Origin of the sequence: Flavobacterium zhairuonense (assembly GCF_004352915.1) — a bacterium.
In the GTDB taxonomy this organism is placed as follows: domain Bacteria; phylum Bacteroidota; class Bacteroidia; order Flavobacteriales; family Flavobacteriaceae; genus Flavobacterium; species Flavobacterium zhairuonense.
Genome location: NZ_SJSY01000067.1, coordinates 142,249 through 157,126, shown reverse-complemented (window position 1 = coordinate 157,126; position 14,878 = coordinate 142,249). Strand labels below are relative to the sequence as shown.

The following is a 14,878-nucleotide window of genomic DNA, read 5'->3' as shown; positions in this document are numbered from 1 at the left end:
ACAATTTAAATTACAAAATATGCAAAAAACCAAGTCTGAAAAAAAATAATTTTATATTGAAAATCAAATGATTAACTTTGCAGTCCAAATCAGTCCCGTTTAAGATTCTTACACAAGCTTTTAAACAGGACAATCGCCCAAAATCTATTTTATATTTTAAACCTGCTAAAAAAATGATAAATTATGGAATCAGCTGAAATTATTGCCCCAGTCAAAGACAATGCTTTTGCAAGACAATTTGAAACCATCGCCCCGGAAGGCATGCTTACTGTCGAATATTCATTTCAGGAAAAGAAAATTTTTCTAACTAAAATCAACACGCCAGAAGGCTTTGACAATCAAGTTGCCATTGACAATATGCTGAAAAGCATTATGGAACTCAATACCGAAAAAAAATTCAGAGTTGTTCCTATTCACCCAAAAATTGTGACTTTTTTCAAAAAAAATCCGAAATACAAAGAATTGCTTCCTCCAGGAATCAGGATTTAAAAATCACCAATTAATCGGAGCCACAAACCTCCAATTACCATATAGATAAAGAGCATAACCAATCCGGTTATCAGCCCTTTGACCCACCAGCTTTTTAGGTCGACATAACCGCTTCCGAAAAAGACTGGTGCAGGTCCATGTCCGTAATGCGTTAAAGTTCCGTACAGCGACCCTACGAAACCAAGCATAAAAGCTAAAAGCAAGCCAGGAATTCCAAGAGAAACCCCTACTCCTAACAAGGCCGCATACATGGCTGCTACGTGTGCCGTTGCACTTGCAAAAAGATAATGACTAAAAAAGTAAACCAATATAATTATAGGAAAAGCCATTTGCCAACTTAATCCGCCTATTTCAGCTTTGATTAAACCACTGAACCAAGCAATAAAACCAAGTTCATTTAATGAGCTTGCCATCATTACTAAAACCGAAAACCAAACAATTGTATCCCAAGCACCTTTTTCTGCTTTTACATCATCCCAAGTTAAAACTGAAGTCAAAAGTAAAATAACCAAACCAATAAAAGCTGTTGTTGTTGCATCTATAGAAAACAAATCGCCGGTCATCCACAAAAACAATAAAATAAAGAATGTAAGCAACATCATCCATTCATTTCGGGTGATCGGCCCCATTTCTTTTAATTTCTGAGCCGCAATCTGAGGCGCATCTCCAGTTTTCTTCAATTCTGGCGGATATATTTTATACAACACAAACGGAATCACAAAAAAAGCAACAAGCCCCGGAACAATTCCCGCAATAGCCCAAGAAATCCAACTTATTTTTATTCCTAGATTAGCGGCAAACTTTTGACACATTGGATTACTTGCTGTACCCGTCAAAAAAATTGATGAAGCGATCAAATTCGCATTATAACTACTCAACGTAAGGTAAGCCCCTAATTTTCGATGTGTTTCTGGCTGATCTGGCATTGAGCCAAAACTCATCGACATTGATTTCATGATTGGATATACGATTCCTCCTCCCCTAGCAGTATTACTTGGTACGGCTGGAGCCAAAACCAAATCTGCAAATCCTAAACCGTATGCAAGTCCGAGTGAGCTTTTTCCAAAAATACGAATAAACAAAAAAGCAATTCGGTTTCCTAAACCAGTTTTAATAAATCCTCGTGCAATAAAAAATGAAATTCCGATAAGCCAAATTACCTTGTCTCCAAATCCTTTCAAGGCCAATGTTATTGATTTCCCAGCATCACCAGGCGCCAGAACCTGTGAAAAAGCTGTCAACGCAATAGCAATCATACACATGGTTCCCATTGGAGCTGCTTTCAGAATAATTCCTAAAATTGTGGCAACAAAAATGGCAAACAAATGCCAAGCTTCAACAACAACACCATTTGGCGCAGGAATCAACCAAATTGCAATTCCTACAGCAAGTGTGATCAGGGTCTGGGGGATTTGTACTTCTTTCATAAAAACAAGATTTAAATTAATTAAAGCCTAAGCTGGAGTTGTAGTAAAAACAAGTCGTTATTGTATGTTGATGTATCTGGGATTTCATGATCATATCGATCAATTTGAAAACCTAACTCAATTCGGCCCGTGTATGCTTTTCCAAACTCAAGACTCACCATTGGCGTATAAGTCTGCCTAACATTAGGATCAATTTTATAGTTCGGATTAAAAGTCTCGTATCGGCAAGAAAATTCAAAAGCAGTTAATTTCTTGTAATCGACAATATATCTCAAATTTGGCAGAAAATAAATACCTCGCATTTGATAACCGTCGACACTTCCAATTCTTGAAGCGACCGGCAAAGAATAATACAAATTATGATTTGTACCTTGTTTGTACTCAATTTGAAGATCTAAACTAAATCGATCAGTAAGTTTAAAATCACTGGTAAAATCAGCTCCTATTGCAAAAACATCTTCTTTAAAAACCTGCCCAAAACCGCCATTTAAACCTAGATTGATTTTATATTTTTTAGACAATCCAAAAACCATTCTTGTAGAATATTGTTTTCCGTTATCTTTATCCATTTCTACATTTTTGCCATTTCCGTTCAAAACAGAAAGCGCGTAGCTTAAAGGGATTTTTCCAAGATCAACAGATCCTGTTGCTGAAGCACCGATTTGAAAGCTGGTCCAGCCATTTTTTCCAAACTCATAATATTGATTAGAAAAATCAAACGACTTAATGATGTCGACAGGAACAAGTTCCTCGATTCCGAATGCTGGTCGAAACTGACCTCCCGTTAAAGCTATATATTTATTAAAAGTGTATTTTCCGTAAGCGTTTTCAAGAACTTTCCCCTTTGTATCAGATTTAAAATCAGCAAGATTTACCAAAACAACAACCTCTGTCGCTTCACTTAATTTGGTATTTAAACCAACACGCATTCTTTTAATATCGAAAGATTCCTGGACAACGTCACCTGTAGAGTGATGAACCCCCATCACATCGACATTCTCACCATAGCTTTTTAGATATCTTGCCTGCAAAAGGCCTTTAATTTGGTATTGGGGATATTTTATCTCACCTTCTGTTTTTTCTTTTTTATCATTTTCTTCGCCCTGATTGACATCTCCTTGAGCATAAAGCCCAAAGGAAGTGGTTAGAAAGAAAAAAAATAGTGGAATTAGTAGTGTTTTATTCATAGAATTCAAATAGATAAAAACAAGGTTATTATTTAACTAAATTCAAAATCAGTACTACGCTTTTAAAAACAGAAAAGCAAATTACTTAATAATCAACACGAAATGGGATTACTAAAATACTAAAAAAACAATCATTGTAAAAAAAATTGCATTAAAATATTGTTACTAAAGCTAGGACATAAAAAAAGCACAAGAATCAACTTGTGCTTTTGCATTTAATATGAAATGAATTTTATTTTTCGATTTCGCGCATAGAATCCATTTTCTTATGTGCCAAGAAACCAGCAACATCTTCAAAATGTTCTTTTACTCTTTTGTTTCCGAATTCAAATACTTTAGTTGCCAACCCGTCAAGGAAATCACGGTCGTGAGAAACCAAAATCAAAGTCCCATCGAAATCTCTCAATGCATCTTTAATAATATCTTTCGTCTTCATATCCAAGTGATTTGAAGGCTCATCCAGAATCAGCAAATTAACTGGCTCCAACAATAATTTTATCATTGCCAAACGTGTTTTCTCTCCTCCAGAAAGCACTTTTACCTTTTTTGTAATGTCATCACCTTGGAACATGAAAGCGCCTAAGATATTTTTGATTTGTGTTCTAATGTCTCCAACCGCAATACTGTCGATTGTCTCAAAAATTGTTGCATTTTCATCCAACAAAGCTGCTTGATTTTGAGCGAAATATCCAATTTGAGCATTATGACCAATTTCAACACTTCCAGAATCAACTCCGATTTCTTTCATAATCGCTTTGATCATTGTTGATTTTCCTTCTCCATTTTTCCCAACAAAAGCCACTTTTTGTCCACGTTCGATTACAATGTTTGCATCTTTAAAAACAACATGATCGCCATATGCTTTAGACATTTCTTTTACAATAACAGGATATTGACCAGAACGTGCTGCTGGCGGGAATTTTAATCGTAATGCAGATGTATCCACTTCATCAACCTCTACTATTTCAAGCTTCTCAAGCATTTTAACACGAGATTGAACAGCATCTGTTTTAGAAAATGTTCCTCTGAAACGCTCAATAAAAGCACGATTTTCAGCAATCATCTTTTGTTGTTCATCGTATGCTTTTTGTTGGTGGATTCTACGATCTTTTCTTAATTCTAAGTAATGTGTATATTTTGCTTTATAATCATAAATTCTCCCCATAGTAACTTCGATAGTTCTGTTTGTGATATTATCTACAAACGCTCTATCGTGCGAAATTACCACAACCGCTTTTGCTTGCGTCAACAAGAAATCTTCTAACCATTGAATACTTTCGATATCCATGTGGTTGGTAGGCTCATCCAGCAAAATCAAATCTGGTTTCCTCAATAAAATCTTAGCTAGTTCAATACGCATTCTCCATCCACCAGAAAATTCAGAAGTTTGGCGAGTGAAATCTTCACGTACAAAACCTAAACCAACTAATATTTTCTCAACTTCAGCTTCGTAATTTACTTCTTCAATAGCATAAAATTTCTCGCTTAAGTCTGAAACTCTTTCGATCAATTTCATGTATTCGTCACTTTCATAATCGGTACGAACGGTCAATTGCTCATTGATATCGTCGATTTCAGCTTTCATTGTGAAAATTTCGCTAAAAGCTTTTGACGCTTCTTCCATTACTGTAGCGCCATCTTCAGTAAGCAAATGCTGAGGAAGATATGCAATTACAGCTTCTTTTGGAGCCGAAATATTTCCAGTCGAAGGCTTGCTTACTCCTGCAATTATTTTTAAAAGTGTCGATTTCCCCGCACCATTTTTACCCATAAGGGCAATTTTATCATTTTCGTTTATAGCAAAAGAAACATCGCTAAAAAGTGTAGTTCCGCCAAACTGAACCGAAATATCGTTAACTGTAATCATTTGTTCTTGTTAATTTGTTTAATCGGTTAATCGTTTAACCGACTATCCATTTTTTTTTCGTGCCGCAAAGATAGATTTAATTAGATAATGTGCCAATTTGATAATTAGATAATTTTGAAAATGTGCCAATTAGGCAATATGTTATTAGAAGAATATCTAAATCGCAAAAAACTAAATCCCAAATATTTAATCACATTTTGAATTTTTCGTCTTACCTTGTATAAGAATTTAAAAATCAGCAAAATATGAAAACGAAATTAAAACTGACCGTTTACTTAATTGCAGGATTGCTATTTGGTTTTTCTGCAATCGCACAAAAAACAGTAATTAAGAAAGAAGCACTACCGGCAAATGCACAAACATTTTTAAAGACCCACTTTGGCTCTAAAAAGCCGAGTTATATATTGGAAGACAAAGAAATTCTTTCTACGGAATATAAAGTTCAGTATGACAATAGGATCGAAATTGAATTTGACAAGAAAGGAAATTGGAAAGAAGTTGACGGAAAAAATGATAAAATTCCAAAATCAATTGTTCCTAAAAAAATCGCTTCTTACATAAAATCAAATTTCCCTAAAGAAGACGCAACCAAAATAGAAATTGGAACTTCTGGCTACGAGACAAAACTGACCAATGGCTTAGAACTAAAATTCAACTTAAAGGAAGAATTCATTAAAATTGACAAATAAGTTAAATTTGAAAATGTGCCAATTTGATAATTAGATAATCCAAAAACAAAATTTTCATATTCTATTCTTAAACTGGACTGAAGTCCAGCCCTACAATATAAGTCGTTCCTCCAGAACTTTAAAAAGAGCCAAAGGCTCGAACCATGTTGTAGAGCTGGACTTCAGTCCAGTTTAACATGCAAACATGCAACAATACAAAACCCGACAGGTTTTTAAAACCTGTCGGGTTTGTAAAAAATTATCTCATTTTCAAATTGACTAATTATCTAATTTAATCTTTTCTCCATTTTTTTGTTTCTTCAAAAATGTGCTCCATAATTGCAGCTTCTGTAGCATCAAATTCAATATTTCTTCTACTCATTACTAACCTTGCTGTTTCAAAAGCTTTTTTTGTTACATAAGTCGTAAATCCCGCAGCACCGCCCCAAGAAAAACTCGGAACAAAATTTCTCGGAAAACCAGATCCGAAAATATTCGCGCTTACGCCAACCACAGTTCCTGTATTAAACATTGTGTTAATTCCGCATTTACTGTGATCTCCCATCATCAAACCACAAAACTGAAGCCCGGTTTTAGCAAAACCTTCCGTTTCATAACTCCATAATTTCACCTCTTCATAATTATTTTTTAGGTTTGAATTATTTGAATCGGCACCAATATTACACCATTCGCCTAAAACAGAATCACCTAAAAATCCTTCGTGGCCTTTATTCGAATTAGCAAAAAGAACCGAATTTTTAACCTCACCACCTATTCTAGATCCAGGTCCAACAGTTGTTGCTCCATAGACCTTAGCAGACATTTTTACCATCGCGTTTTCACACAAAGCAAATGGCCCACGAATTACGGTTCCTTCCATAATTTCGGTATTCTTACCTATATATATAGGACCGTTTGAAGCATTTAAAGTTACAAACTCTAATTTCGCTCCTTCTTCAATAAAAATATTCTCAGGCGAAATAACATTTACGCTTTTCGGAATTGGTTGTGATTTTCTGTCTTCAGTCAAAAAGGCAAAATCAGCTCGGATTGCGGCATCATTTTTAGAAAAAATATCCCAAGTATGCTCGACAGTTAAACAATCGTCGTTATACTGAATAATTTCATAAGAGTCAAAATCAACTTCTTCTTGATTTTCAGATGCAAAAAAAGCAATTACATCATCACCTTTAAAAATTGCCTGATTTGCAGTTAAATCAGAAACCATCTCAGCAAGCTTATCATTTGGCAAATAAGCGGCATTGATCATTACGTTTTCCTCCATTTCCACCATCGGAAATTTTTCAGACAAATATTCTTCGGTAATTGTTGTTATTGTTGAGCCAAGACGCATTTCCCATTTTTGGCGAATTGTCATAATTCCGATTAGGATATCGGCCACAGGCCTCGTAAAAGTAAAAGGTAATAAAGCATTCCGAACGGGACCGTCAAAAAGAATGTAATTCATAAATAAAAAATTTGGTACTTGTTAAAATCTTGATTTGGTTATCGAGGTCAAAGTTACAAATATTTATTTTCACTAAACTTATTTTAGTAATTGGTAATAAATTCAAAAATCCTTTATTTTAAATCGAACCATTATTTTCAAAACAAAGTTTGTAATTCCCTAATCAACACTTTAGTCAAGTGATAAAAAAAAATTGCATAAAAAAAGCCTTCCAAATCTGGAAGGCTTTTGTATAATTTAAAACAGCTATTATTTTTTAGCGTGTTTAGCGTATTTAGTTTTGAATTTATCAATACGTCCTGCAGTATCGATAAGTTTAGATTTACCAGTATAAAAAGGGTGAGATGTTCTAGAAATCTCCATTTTTACAACTGGATACTCAACTCCGTCAACTTCAATTGTTTCTTTTGTATCTGCAGTAGATTTAGTGATAAAAACTTCGTCATTTGACATGTCTTTAAATGCAACTAATCTGTAATTTTCTGGGTGAATTCCTTTTTTCATCTTTTCTTTTATTTATTGTTTAGAGCATTTTCATTTTGAAGCTTTTTCGCGATTAGAAAAAGGTATAAACAAACAACACTCTTTTTTGTTTAAAAATTTAATTATTTTTGAGTGTGCAAATTTACAATTCTTTTTTAATAAACAAATACTTAGCGCACTTTTTTTTAGTTTATTTCGAAAAGCTTTTTTTATCTACGATTATAGTGGGAATTACTATATTTGTGGATTAATTTTAAAACATATAGAAATATGATTAATGAAGTTATAAAAAAGAATGGTATTACTTACGGAATTGTCTTAGGAGTTATCCTAGCATTAATTACAGCTAGCCTCTATTCAATAGATCTCAAATTATTTGTTTCTGGATGGATTGGCGCATTGAGTTTTGTCATTTATTTGGTAATTGGAATCTTATTACTGACAAAGACAAAAAAAGAAATCAATGGCTTGTTCTCTTTTAAAGATGCATTTACAACCTATTTTATTACCACACTTATTGCTCTATTAATTTCAACATTTTTCAGTATTTTATTATTTAATGTTATTGATCCGGGCGCAAAAGAAACCATAGGAGAATATCTTATAAAATATATGGCCGAAACATTGCAAAAGTTTGGAACACCTGCTTCTGCCATAAACGAAGCATTGGACAAAATGAGAGAAACCAGCCCGTTTTCAACTCTAGAACAACTTAAAGGATTAGCTTTCAGCCTTGCCCTTTATTCTATTTTAGGGTTAATTTTGGCTGCATTTTTCAAAAGCAAAACTACTCAAGAATAAAAATATAAATGAATTTATCTATACTTATACCGCTTCTAAACGAAGAGGAATCACTTCAAGAACTCTACGCATGGATCATTAAAGTGATGCAATCTAACAATTACTCTTATGAAATCATTTTTGTAGATGATGGTAGTACAGATGATTCTTGGAATATTATTGAAAGTTTTTCAAACGAAAACCCGAATGTAAAAGGAATTCGTTTTATGAAAAACTTTGGAAAATCTCAGGCCTTGCACGCTGGTTTTGCAAAAGCAAAAGGTGATGTAATTATCACAATGGATGCCGATTTACAAGACAGTCCTGATGAAATTCCAGGTTTATACGAAATGATTACCGCTCAGAAATACGATTTGGTTTCTGGATGGAAAAAGAAACGCTACGACTCGGTTGTAGCAAAAAATCTGCCTTCAAAACTATTCAATTGGGCCGCTAGAAAAACTTCCGGCGTTGAACTGAATGATTTTAACTGCGGATTAAAAGCATACAAAAACACAGTAGTAAAAAACATCGAAGTATCTGGCGAAATGCACCGATACATTCCGGTTTTGGCAAAAAACGCAGGTTTCAACAAAATTGGCGAAAAAGTGGTCATCCATCAAGCCAGAAAATATGGCGAAACTAAATTTGGAATGGAACGTTTTATAAACGGATTCTTAGATTTAATTACAATCTGGTTTTTATCACGATTCGGAAAAAGGCCAATGCACTTATTTGGCGCAATTGGATCTTTGATGTTCATTATCGGATTTTTATCAGCAGGCTATATTGGTATTTCTAAATTATATCATATGTACGAAGGAATGAAATATACGCTTGTTACAAACAATCCGTGGTTTTATATTGCTTTGACTACAATGATTTTAGGGACTCAGCTATTTCTTGCTGGATTTTTAGGCGAAATCATTTTAAGAACCAAAAGCAACGAAGCAAGATACAAAGTAGCTCGCGAAGTTAACTTTTAATGCATAACCAACTCTGTATATTATAATTTAAATATAAAATTGACATGAATATAGCACCTAATATATTAAGCGCTGTAAATGAATGGCTGACACCAACATTTGACAAAGAAACACAAGCTGCAGTTAAAGAATTAATGACAACTTCTCCAAAAGAACTAGAGGAAAGTTTTTATAAAAACCTTGAATTTGGAACAGGTGGAATGCGTGGTGTTATGGGTATTGGAAACAATAGAATCAACAAATATACGCTTGGAAAAAACACTCAAGGATTATCTAATTATTTACATGAGGTTTTCCCAAATGAACCTTTAAAAGTGGTTATTGCTTACGACTGTCGCCACAATAGTAATACTTTGGCAAAAGTAGTTGCTGATGTTTTTTCTGCAAACGGAATTCAGGTTTATTTGTTTTCAGACTTAAGACCAACTCCAGAATTGTCTTTTGCACTTAAATATTTAGGATGCCAATGCGGAATCGTTTTAACGGCTTCTCACAATCCGCCAGAATACAATGGATACAAAGTATATTGGCAAGATGGCGGACAAATTGTTCCTCCGCAAGACAAAGCTATCATTAATGTAATTGAAAATTTAAGCTACGACAAAATCAAATTTGACGCAAACGAAAGCTTAATTAAATATATTGACACTGATATCGACAAGGCTTTTGTGAAATCATCTATTGAAAATGCAAGTTTCAATACTCCCGCTGAAGCCAAAGATAACTTACATATTGTTTTCACTTCATTGCACGGAACTTCTATAAAATCTATTCCTGATACTTTATCGCAGGCAGGCTACAAAAATGTGCACATCGTTCCTGAACAAGCTATTCCAGACGGAGATTTCCCAACTGTAAAATCTCCAAATCCCGAAGAACCTGAAGCTTTAGCAATGGCTGTTGCTCTAGCAGAAAAAACCAACTCCGACATTGTTGTTGGTACCGATCCTGATTGCGATCGTTTAGGCGTTGCAGTTAGAGATAATGACAACAAATTAATTTTGCTTAACGGAAACCAGACAATGGTTTTAATGACTTCTTTCTTATTGAAGCAATGGAAGAAAGCTGGTAAAATCAACGGAAAACAATTTGTAGGTTCAACAATCGTTTCGACTCCAATGATCATGGAATTGGCAACAAGTTATGGTGTTGAATGCAAAGTAGGTTTGACTGGATTCAAATGGATTGCAAAAATGATCAAAGATTTTCCAGAACTGCAATTTATTGGAGGTGGCGAAGAAAGCTTTGGTTTCATGGTTGGTGACGCTGTTAGAGATAAAGATGCCGTTGCTGCAACTTTATTAATCTGCGAAGTTGCTGCGCAGGCAAAAGCTGCAGGAAGTTCTGTTTACAAAGAGCTTCTACAACTTTATGTTGAAAATGGTTTTTATAAAGAATACCTAGTTTCATTGACTAAAAAAGGAATGGAAGGTTTAGAAGAAATCAACCAAATGATGATCAATTTGCGTCAGAATCCTTTGAAAGAAATCAACGGACAAAGAGTGATTATGATTGAAGATTATGATTCGTCAATTGCTTTAAATTTGTTGACTGGCGAAGAATCTACAATGGATATTCCGAAGTCTAATGTATTGATTTATTATACGGAAGACGGATCTAAAATTTGTGCAAGACCTAGTGGAACTGAGCCAAAAATCAAATTCTATATCAGCGTAAATGCCGAAATCGAATCAGTTTCAGAATTTGACGAAGCAGAAAAATTCTTAGACGGAAAAATACAGAATATTATTGCTGATATGCAATTGAAATAAAATTTGAATCTTTTTCCAATTACGCATGCTTGTGCACAATTGAAAAAACATATTATAATAAACTCTGATTTACATTTTTGAAATGCAAGTCAGAGTTTTTTTTATAAAAAAAAGCAAAAAGAAATTGAAAACACCTCAATTGGATTAATTTTGTGCAGTGAAAATTGCTTTACCAAATAATTAAATAATAGTAAAGCCATCAACCAAAAAGAAAATAACATCAAAAAACATAAATGAGTAATTTCAAAAAAATAGTTCCATTTATACATCCGTATAAAAAATATGCCTACTTAAACATTTTTTTCAATGTTCTGTATGCCCTTTTCAGCACACTTTCATTTGTGTCTTTAATCCCGATGATTCAGGTTTTATTTGACCAAACCAAAAGAAATACTATTAAGCCAGTTTATACAGGAATAAGCGAGCTTAAAGACTATGCCGAAGATTCTTTAAGTTATTTTGTTACGAAAACCACAGATGCAAATGGTCCGGGATATACTTTATCCATCATGGTTTTAACAGTAATATCAATCTTTTTACTAAAAAACTTATTTGATTACTTAGCCATGTATTTTATCAACTTTCTGCGAAACGGAATTTTGAGAGACATGCGAAATGCTATGTATAAAAAAACACTCGAATTACCTTTGGCTTTTTTCTCCGAAAAAAGAAAAGGCGATGTTATTTCCAGAATCTCGGGTGACGTAAATGAGGTTCAAACTTCATTTCTAGCCATTTTGGAGCTAATTGTAAAAGAACCACTAACCATTGTTTTTACCATAATCACGATGGTTACAATTAGTGCCAAACTTACTCTTTTTGTTTTTATTTTCATTCCGATTTCTGGTTATGTAATCTCTTTGATTGGAAAACAACTTAAAAAACAATCTTCAAAAGCACAACAGGAACAAGGCACTTTTTTATCTACAATTGAAGAAACTATTGGTGGACTGAAAGTCGTAAAAGGATACAACTCTGAAAATTACTTCAATACTGTTTTTCGAAATTCAACAGAACGTTTTTTCAAATTATCTAACAGTATTGGAAACCGTCAAAATCTTGCTTCTCCTGCGAGTGAATTCATGGGAATTTTAGTTATCACTATTTTATTATGGTATGGAGGACAAATGGTACTGATTGACAAAACTTTAGCCCCTGCAGCTTTTATTGGCTACATGACTTTAGCATATAACATTCTTACTCCTGCAAAAGCAATTTCTAAAGCTTCATACGGAGTAAAAAGAGGAAACGCCGCTGCTGAACGTGTTCTCGAAATCTTAGAACAAGAAAACACGATTGTTTCTAAAGAAAAAGCAATTGAAAAAACCACTTTTGACAGCGATATAAATATAGAGCATGTTAACTTTAAATATGAGGACGAAACAGTTTTAAAAGACTTTTCTCTTCAAATCAAAAAAGGTCAGACGGTTGCACTTGTTGGTCAATCTGGAAGCGGAAAAAGTACAATCGCAAACTTATTGACTCGTTTTTACGATGTAAACGACGGGACGATTTCAATTGATGACATCAACATAAAAGACATGAACCTGCAATCACTTCGCAGTTTAATGGGATTAGTAACTCAAGACAGTATTTTATTCAACGATACAATTAAAGCTAATATTTCATTAGGAAAACTTGATGCCACTGATGATGAAATTATCGAGGCTCTAAAAATTGCAAATGCTTATGAATTTGTAAAAGATCTTCCTCAAGGAATCTACACTAACATTGGAGACAGCGGAAACAAACTTTCAGGCGGACAAAAACAACGTTTATCAATCGCAAGAGCAGTTCTTAAAAATCCTCCGATCATGATTCTAGATGAAGCCACATCGGCATTGGATACCGAAAGCGAAAAATTTGTTCAAGTTGCGCTTGAAAACATGATGCAGAACAGAACTTCAATTGTAATTGCACACCGTCTTTCAACCATTCAAAAAGCAGATTTAATTGTAGTAATGCAAAAAGGAAGAATCGTTGAGCAGGGAACTCACGAAGAATTAATTGCCCATAACGGAACTTATAACAAACTAGTTACGATGCAGTCTTTCGAATCATAAGATTCATAAAAGAAATAAATCATTTTTACAGATTAAGGAAATATTAAAACACCATTTAATTTTCTTTAATCTGTTTTTATTTTTATAACTTTAGGTAGCTATTGATAATTCTTTAAAAATGTACATCAATAATCCGAATATAAAATTGCCCGAAGATCCTGATACTATCGTTTGGAAGTATCTCGACTTATCTAAATTTCTTGATTTATTGCTTTCGAAAAAATTATTTATGTCGCGTTCAGACAAGTTTGAAGATCAATACGAAGGCACTTTTAGCGAACCTACTTACGAAGAGATCAAAAAACTGGCCGTCGACAATCCTGACTTTTTAAATTATTACAAAACGCACAGGGAGAAAGTTGCAATAAGCAGTTGGCACATTAACGAGTACGAATCATTTGCCATGTGGCAGATTTTCACACAAAACAGTGAAGGTCTTGCTATTCAATCTACTATTGGAAGATTACAAAAGGCGCTAAAACCAGAAAATAATTTTGACCAATATATTGGCGAGGTAAATTACATCGACTACAAAAAAGAATATATTCCGTTTGATGATTTATTCTTTCCTTTTTTATTTAAACGAAAAAGCTTTCAATACGAACGTGAAGTCCGTATTATTACCGACACTTCTAAAAGTTCTTTAAAACTGAATGATGGATTAAAAATCAATGTTGACATCAATCAATTGATTGAGAAAATTTACATTCATCCAAAATCTGAAAACTGGTATAAAAAACTGGTTATCGAATTGGTTGAACGATTGGATTTTGGTTTCGAAATTGAGAAATCTGATTTGGAGAGCGACATTCTGATCTGATTTTTCTTTGCCGAAACTATACGGTTAAACTGGACTAAAGTCCAGCCCTTCAAAATTGGCCGAGCCTTTGGCTCTGCCGATTCCTCTGGAATCGTTTTACAAAAAACCTTAGAATCTTAGCATCTCAGAACCTTAGCACCTTAGATAGGTTTATAACTTTTAACCTCCCAGTTTTTTGAAGCTAAATCTATATAGTTGTAATGCAAAACATCATTTTTATCAAATTGGCCGTTTTGGTTAGTATCTTCAATTGTTCTGAAATACAAACGGTTTTTAGATTCGATTAAACTCCAATCTACTAATTCCTGAAGATCTGGCGAAACCTTCGTGAAATTTTCACCACTGATATTACTCAAATATAAAGTTTTGATATCTCCCGTATCAATTTTGCCATCTTTGTTAGTATCTGAATCTGTTAGCGTATAAACCATTACTTTATTCTGTGTTTTATCTGCAACAGTCTTCAAATAAGTAGCCGTTAAAATCAAAACTGGTTTATCTGACAAAGGCCTAATAGAATCTGAATCTACTTTCTGGAATTTTAAATTCTGCAAATACCCTGTAATTTCATATTCTCCCAAATTCGAAATTGTGAAGCTCACATCATTTACGCTAGACGAACCATAACGCGCTTTTGAGCCTTTTTCATATACTCTCAAATCACCAACAGGATGAATCAAATAATTTGTTCCTTCCATTTGAATCGGCAAATCAGCAATCTCAATTTGAGTCGAGTCGGTTTTGGCCACAACACTAGCTTTGTTTGAAGCATCATAAATCACTTTCGGCTTCTGCACTTCATCCTTACAACTCATTGCAGTTCCGATAATTAATAAGCCGATATATTTTATATAGTTTTTCATTTGTG

13 protein-coding genes are annotated in these 14,878 nt (G+C 33.9%); 7 read left to right on the top strand and 6 right to left on the bottom strand.

Going from position 1 to position 14,878, the window contains the following annotated elements; genetic code table 11:
• Positions 1 to 183 precede the first annotated feature (183 nt).
• Complete coding sequence (locus EYY60_RS05580; protein ID WP_132988401.1) at positions 184 to 489, top strand: GNAT family protein; 306 nt, start codon at positions 184 to 186, stop codon at positions 487 to 489.
• Here the strand turns inward: EYY60_RS05580 and EYY60_RS05575 are convergent.
• From EYY60_RS05575 to EYY60_RS05565, 3 genes are all read right to left on the bottom strand, one after another.
• Positions 486 to 1,916, bottom strand: a complete 1,431-nt coding sequence (locus EYY60_RS05575) for an anion permease (RefSeq protein WP_132988400.1) — start codon at positions 1,914 to 1,916, stop codon at positions 486 to 488. The genes EYY60_RS05580 and EYY60_RS05575 overlap by 4 nt on opposite strands.
• A 20-nt stretch (positions 1,917 to 1,936) precedes the next feature.
• Positions 1,937 to 3,103, bottom strand: a complete 1,167-nt coding sequence (locus EYY60_RS05570; protein WP_132988399.1) for a porin — start codon at positions 3,101 to 3,103, stop codon at positions 1,937 to 1,939.
• Between the two features lie 232 nt (positions 3,104 to 3,335).
• Complete coding sequence (locus EYY60_RS05565; protein WP_132988398.1) at positions 3,336 to 4,970, bottom strand: ABC-F family ATP-binding cassette domain-containing protein; 1,635 nt, start codon at positions 4,968 to 4,970, stop codon at positions 3,336 to 3,338.
• 245 nt (positions 4,971 to 5,215) lie between these two features.
• Here EYY60_RS05565 and EYY60_RS05560 point away from each other — a divergent pair, with 245 nt between their 5' ends.
• Positions 5,216 to 5,659 (top strand): PepSY-like domain-containing protein, encoded by a 444-nt coding sequence (locus EYY60_RS05560; RefSeq protein WP_132988397.1) that lies wholly within the window; start codon positions 5,216 to 5,218, stop codon positions 5,657 to 5,659.
• A gap of 271 nt (positions 5,660 to 5,930) precedes the next feature.
• On the opposite strand, the gene EYY60_RS05555 is transcribed toward EYY60_RS05560, so the two are convergent.
• Positions 5,931 to 7,106: a GlmU family protein gene (locus EYY60_RS05555; RefSeq protein WP_132988396.1), complete on the bottom strand. Its 1,176-nt coding sequence runs from the start codon at positions 7,104 to 7,106 to the stop codon at positions 5,931 to 5,933.
• Between the two features lie 249 nt (positions 7,107 to 7,355).
• Positions 7,356 to 7,610, bottom strand: coding sequence for a type B 50S ribosomal protein L31 (locus EYY60_RS05550; protein ID WP_008464817.1), 255 nt, complete (start codon positions 7,608 to 7,610; stop codon positions 7,356 to 7,358).
• 249 nt (positions 7,611 to 7,859) lie between these two features.
• Between EYY60_RS05550 and EYY60_RS05545 the strand changes: the two genes are divergently transcribed.
• The 5 genes from EYY60_RS05545 (at position 7,860) to EYY60_RS05525 (ending at position 14,010) form a co-directional block, all read left to right on the top strand.
• Positions 7,860 to 8,390, top strand: a complete 531-nt coding sequence (locus tag EYY60_RS05545; RefSeq protein WP_132988395.1) for a DUF4199 domain-containing protein — start codon at positions 7,860 to 7,862, stop codon at positions 8,388 to 8,390.
• 8 nt (positions 8,391 to 8,398) lie between these two features.
• The gene (locus EYY60_RS05540; protein ID WP_132988394.1) at positions 8,399 to 9,355 is read left to right on the top strand and encodes a glycosyltransferase family 2 protein; all 957 of its coding nucleotides are present in this window, start codon (positions 8,399 to 8,401) and stop codon (positions 9,353 to 9,355) included.
• 44 nt (positions 9,356 to 9,399) lie between these two features.
• A complete protein-coding gene (locus EYY60_RS05535) occupies positions 9,400 to 11,127 on the top strand; it encodes a phospho-sugar mutase (protein ID WP_132988393.1) in 1,728 nt (575 codons plus the stop codon).
• Between the two features lie 233 nt (positions 11,128 to 11,360).
• A complete protein-coding gene (locus EYY60_RS05530) occupies positions 11,361 to 13,190 on the top strand; it encodes an ABC transporter ATP-binding protein (protein WP_132988392.1) in 1,830 nt (609 codons plus the stop codon).
• Between the two features lie 118 nt (positions 13,191 to 13,308).
• Positions 13,309 to 14,010, top strand: a complete 702-nt coding sequence (locus tag EYY60_RS05525; RefSeq protein WP_132988391.1) for a DUF2971 domain-containing protein — start codon at positions 13,309 to 13,311, stop codon at positions 14,008 to 14,010.
• Between the two features lie 140 nt (positions 14,011 to 14,150).
• On the opposite strand, the gene EYY60_RS05520 is transcribed toward EYY60_RS05525, so the two are convergent.
• On the bottom strand, positions 14,151 to 14,873 hold the full coding sequence (locus EYY60_RS05520) for a hypothetical protein (RefSeq protein ID WP_132988390.1): 723 nt from the start codon (positions 14,871 to 14,873) through the stop codon (positions 14,151 to 14,153).
• Positions 14,874 to 14,878 lie beyond the last annotated feature (5 nt).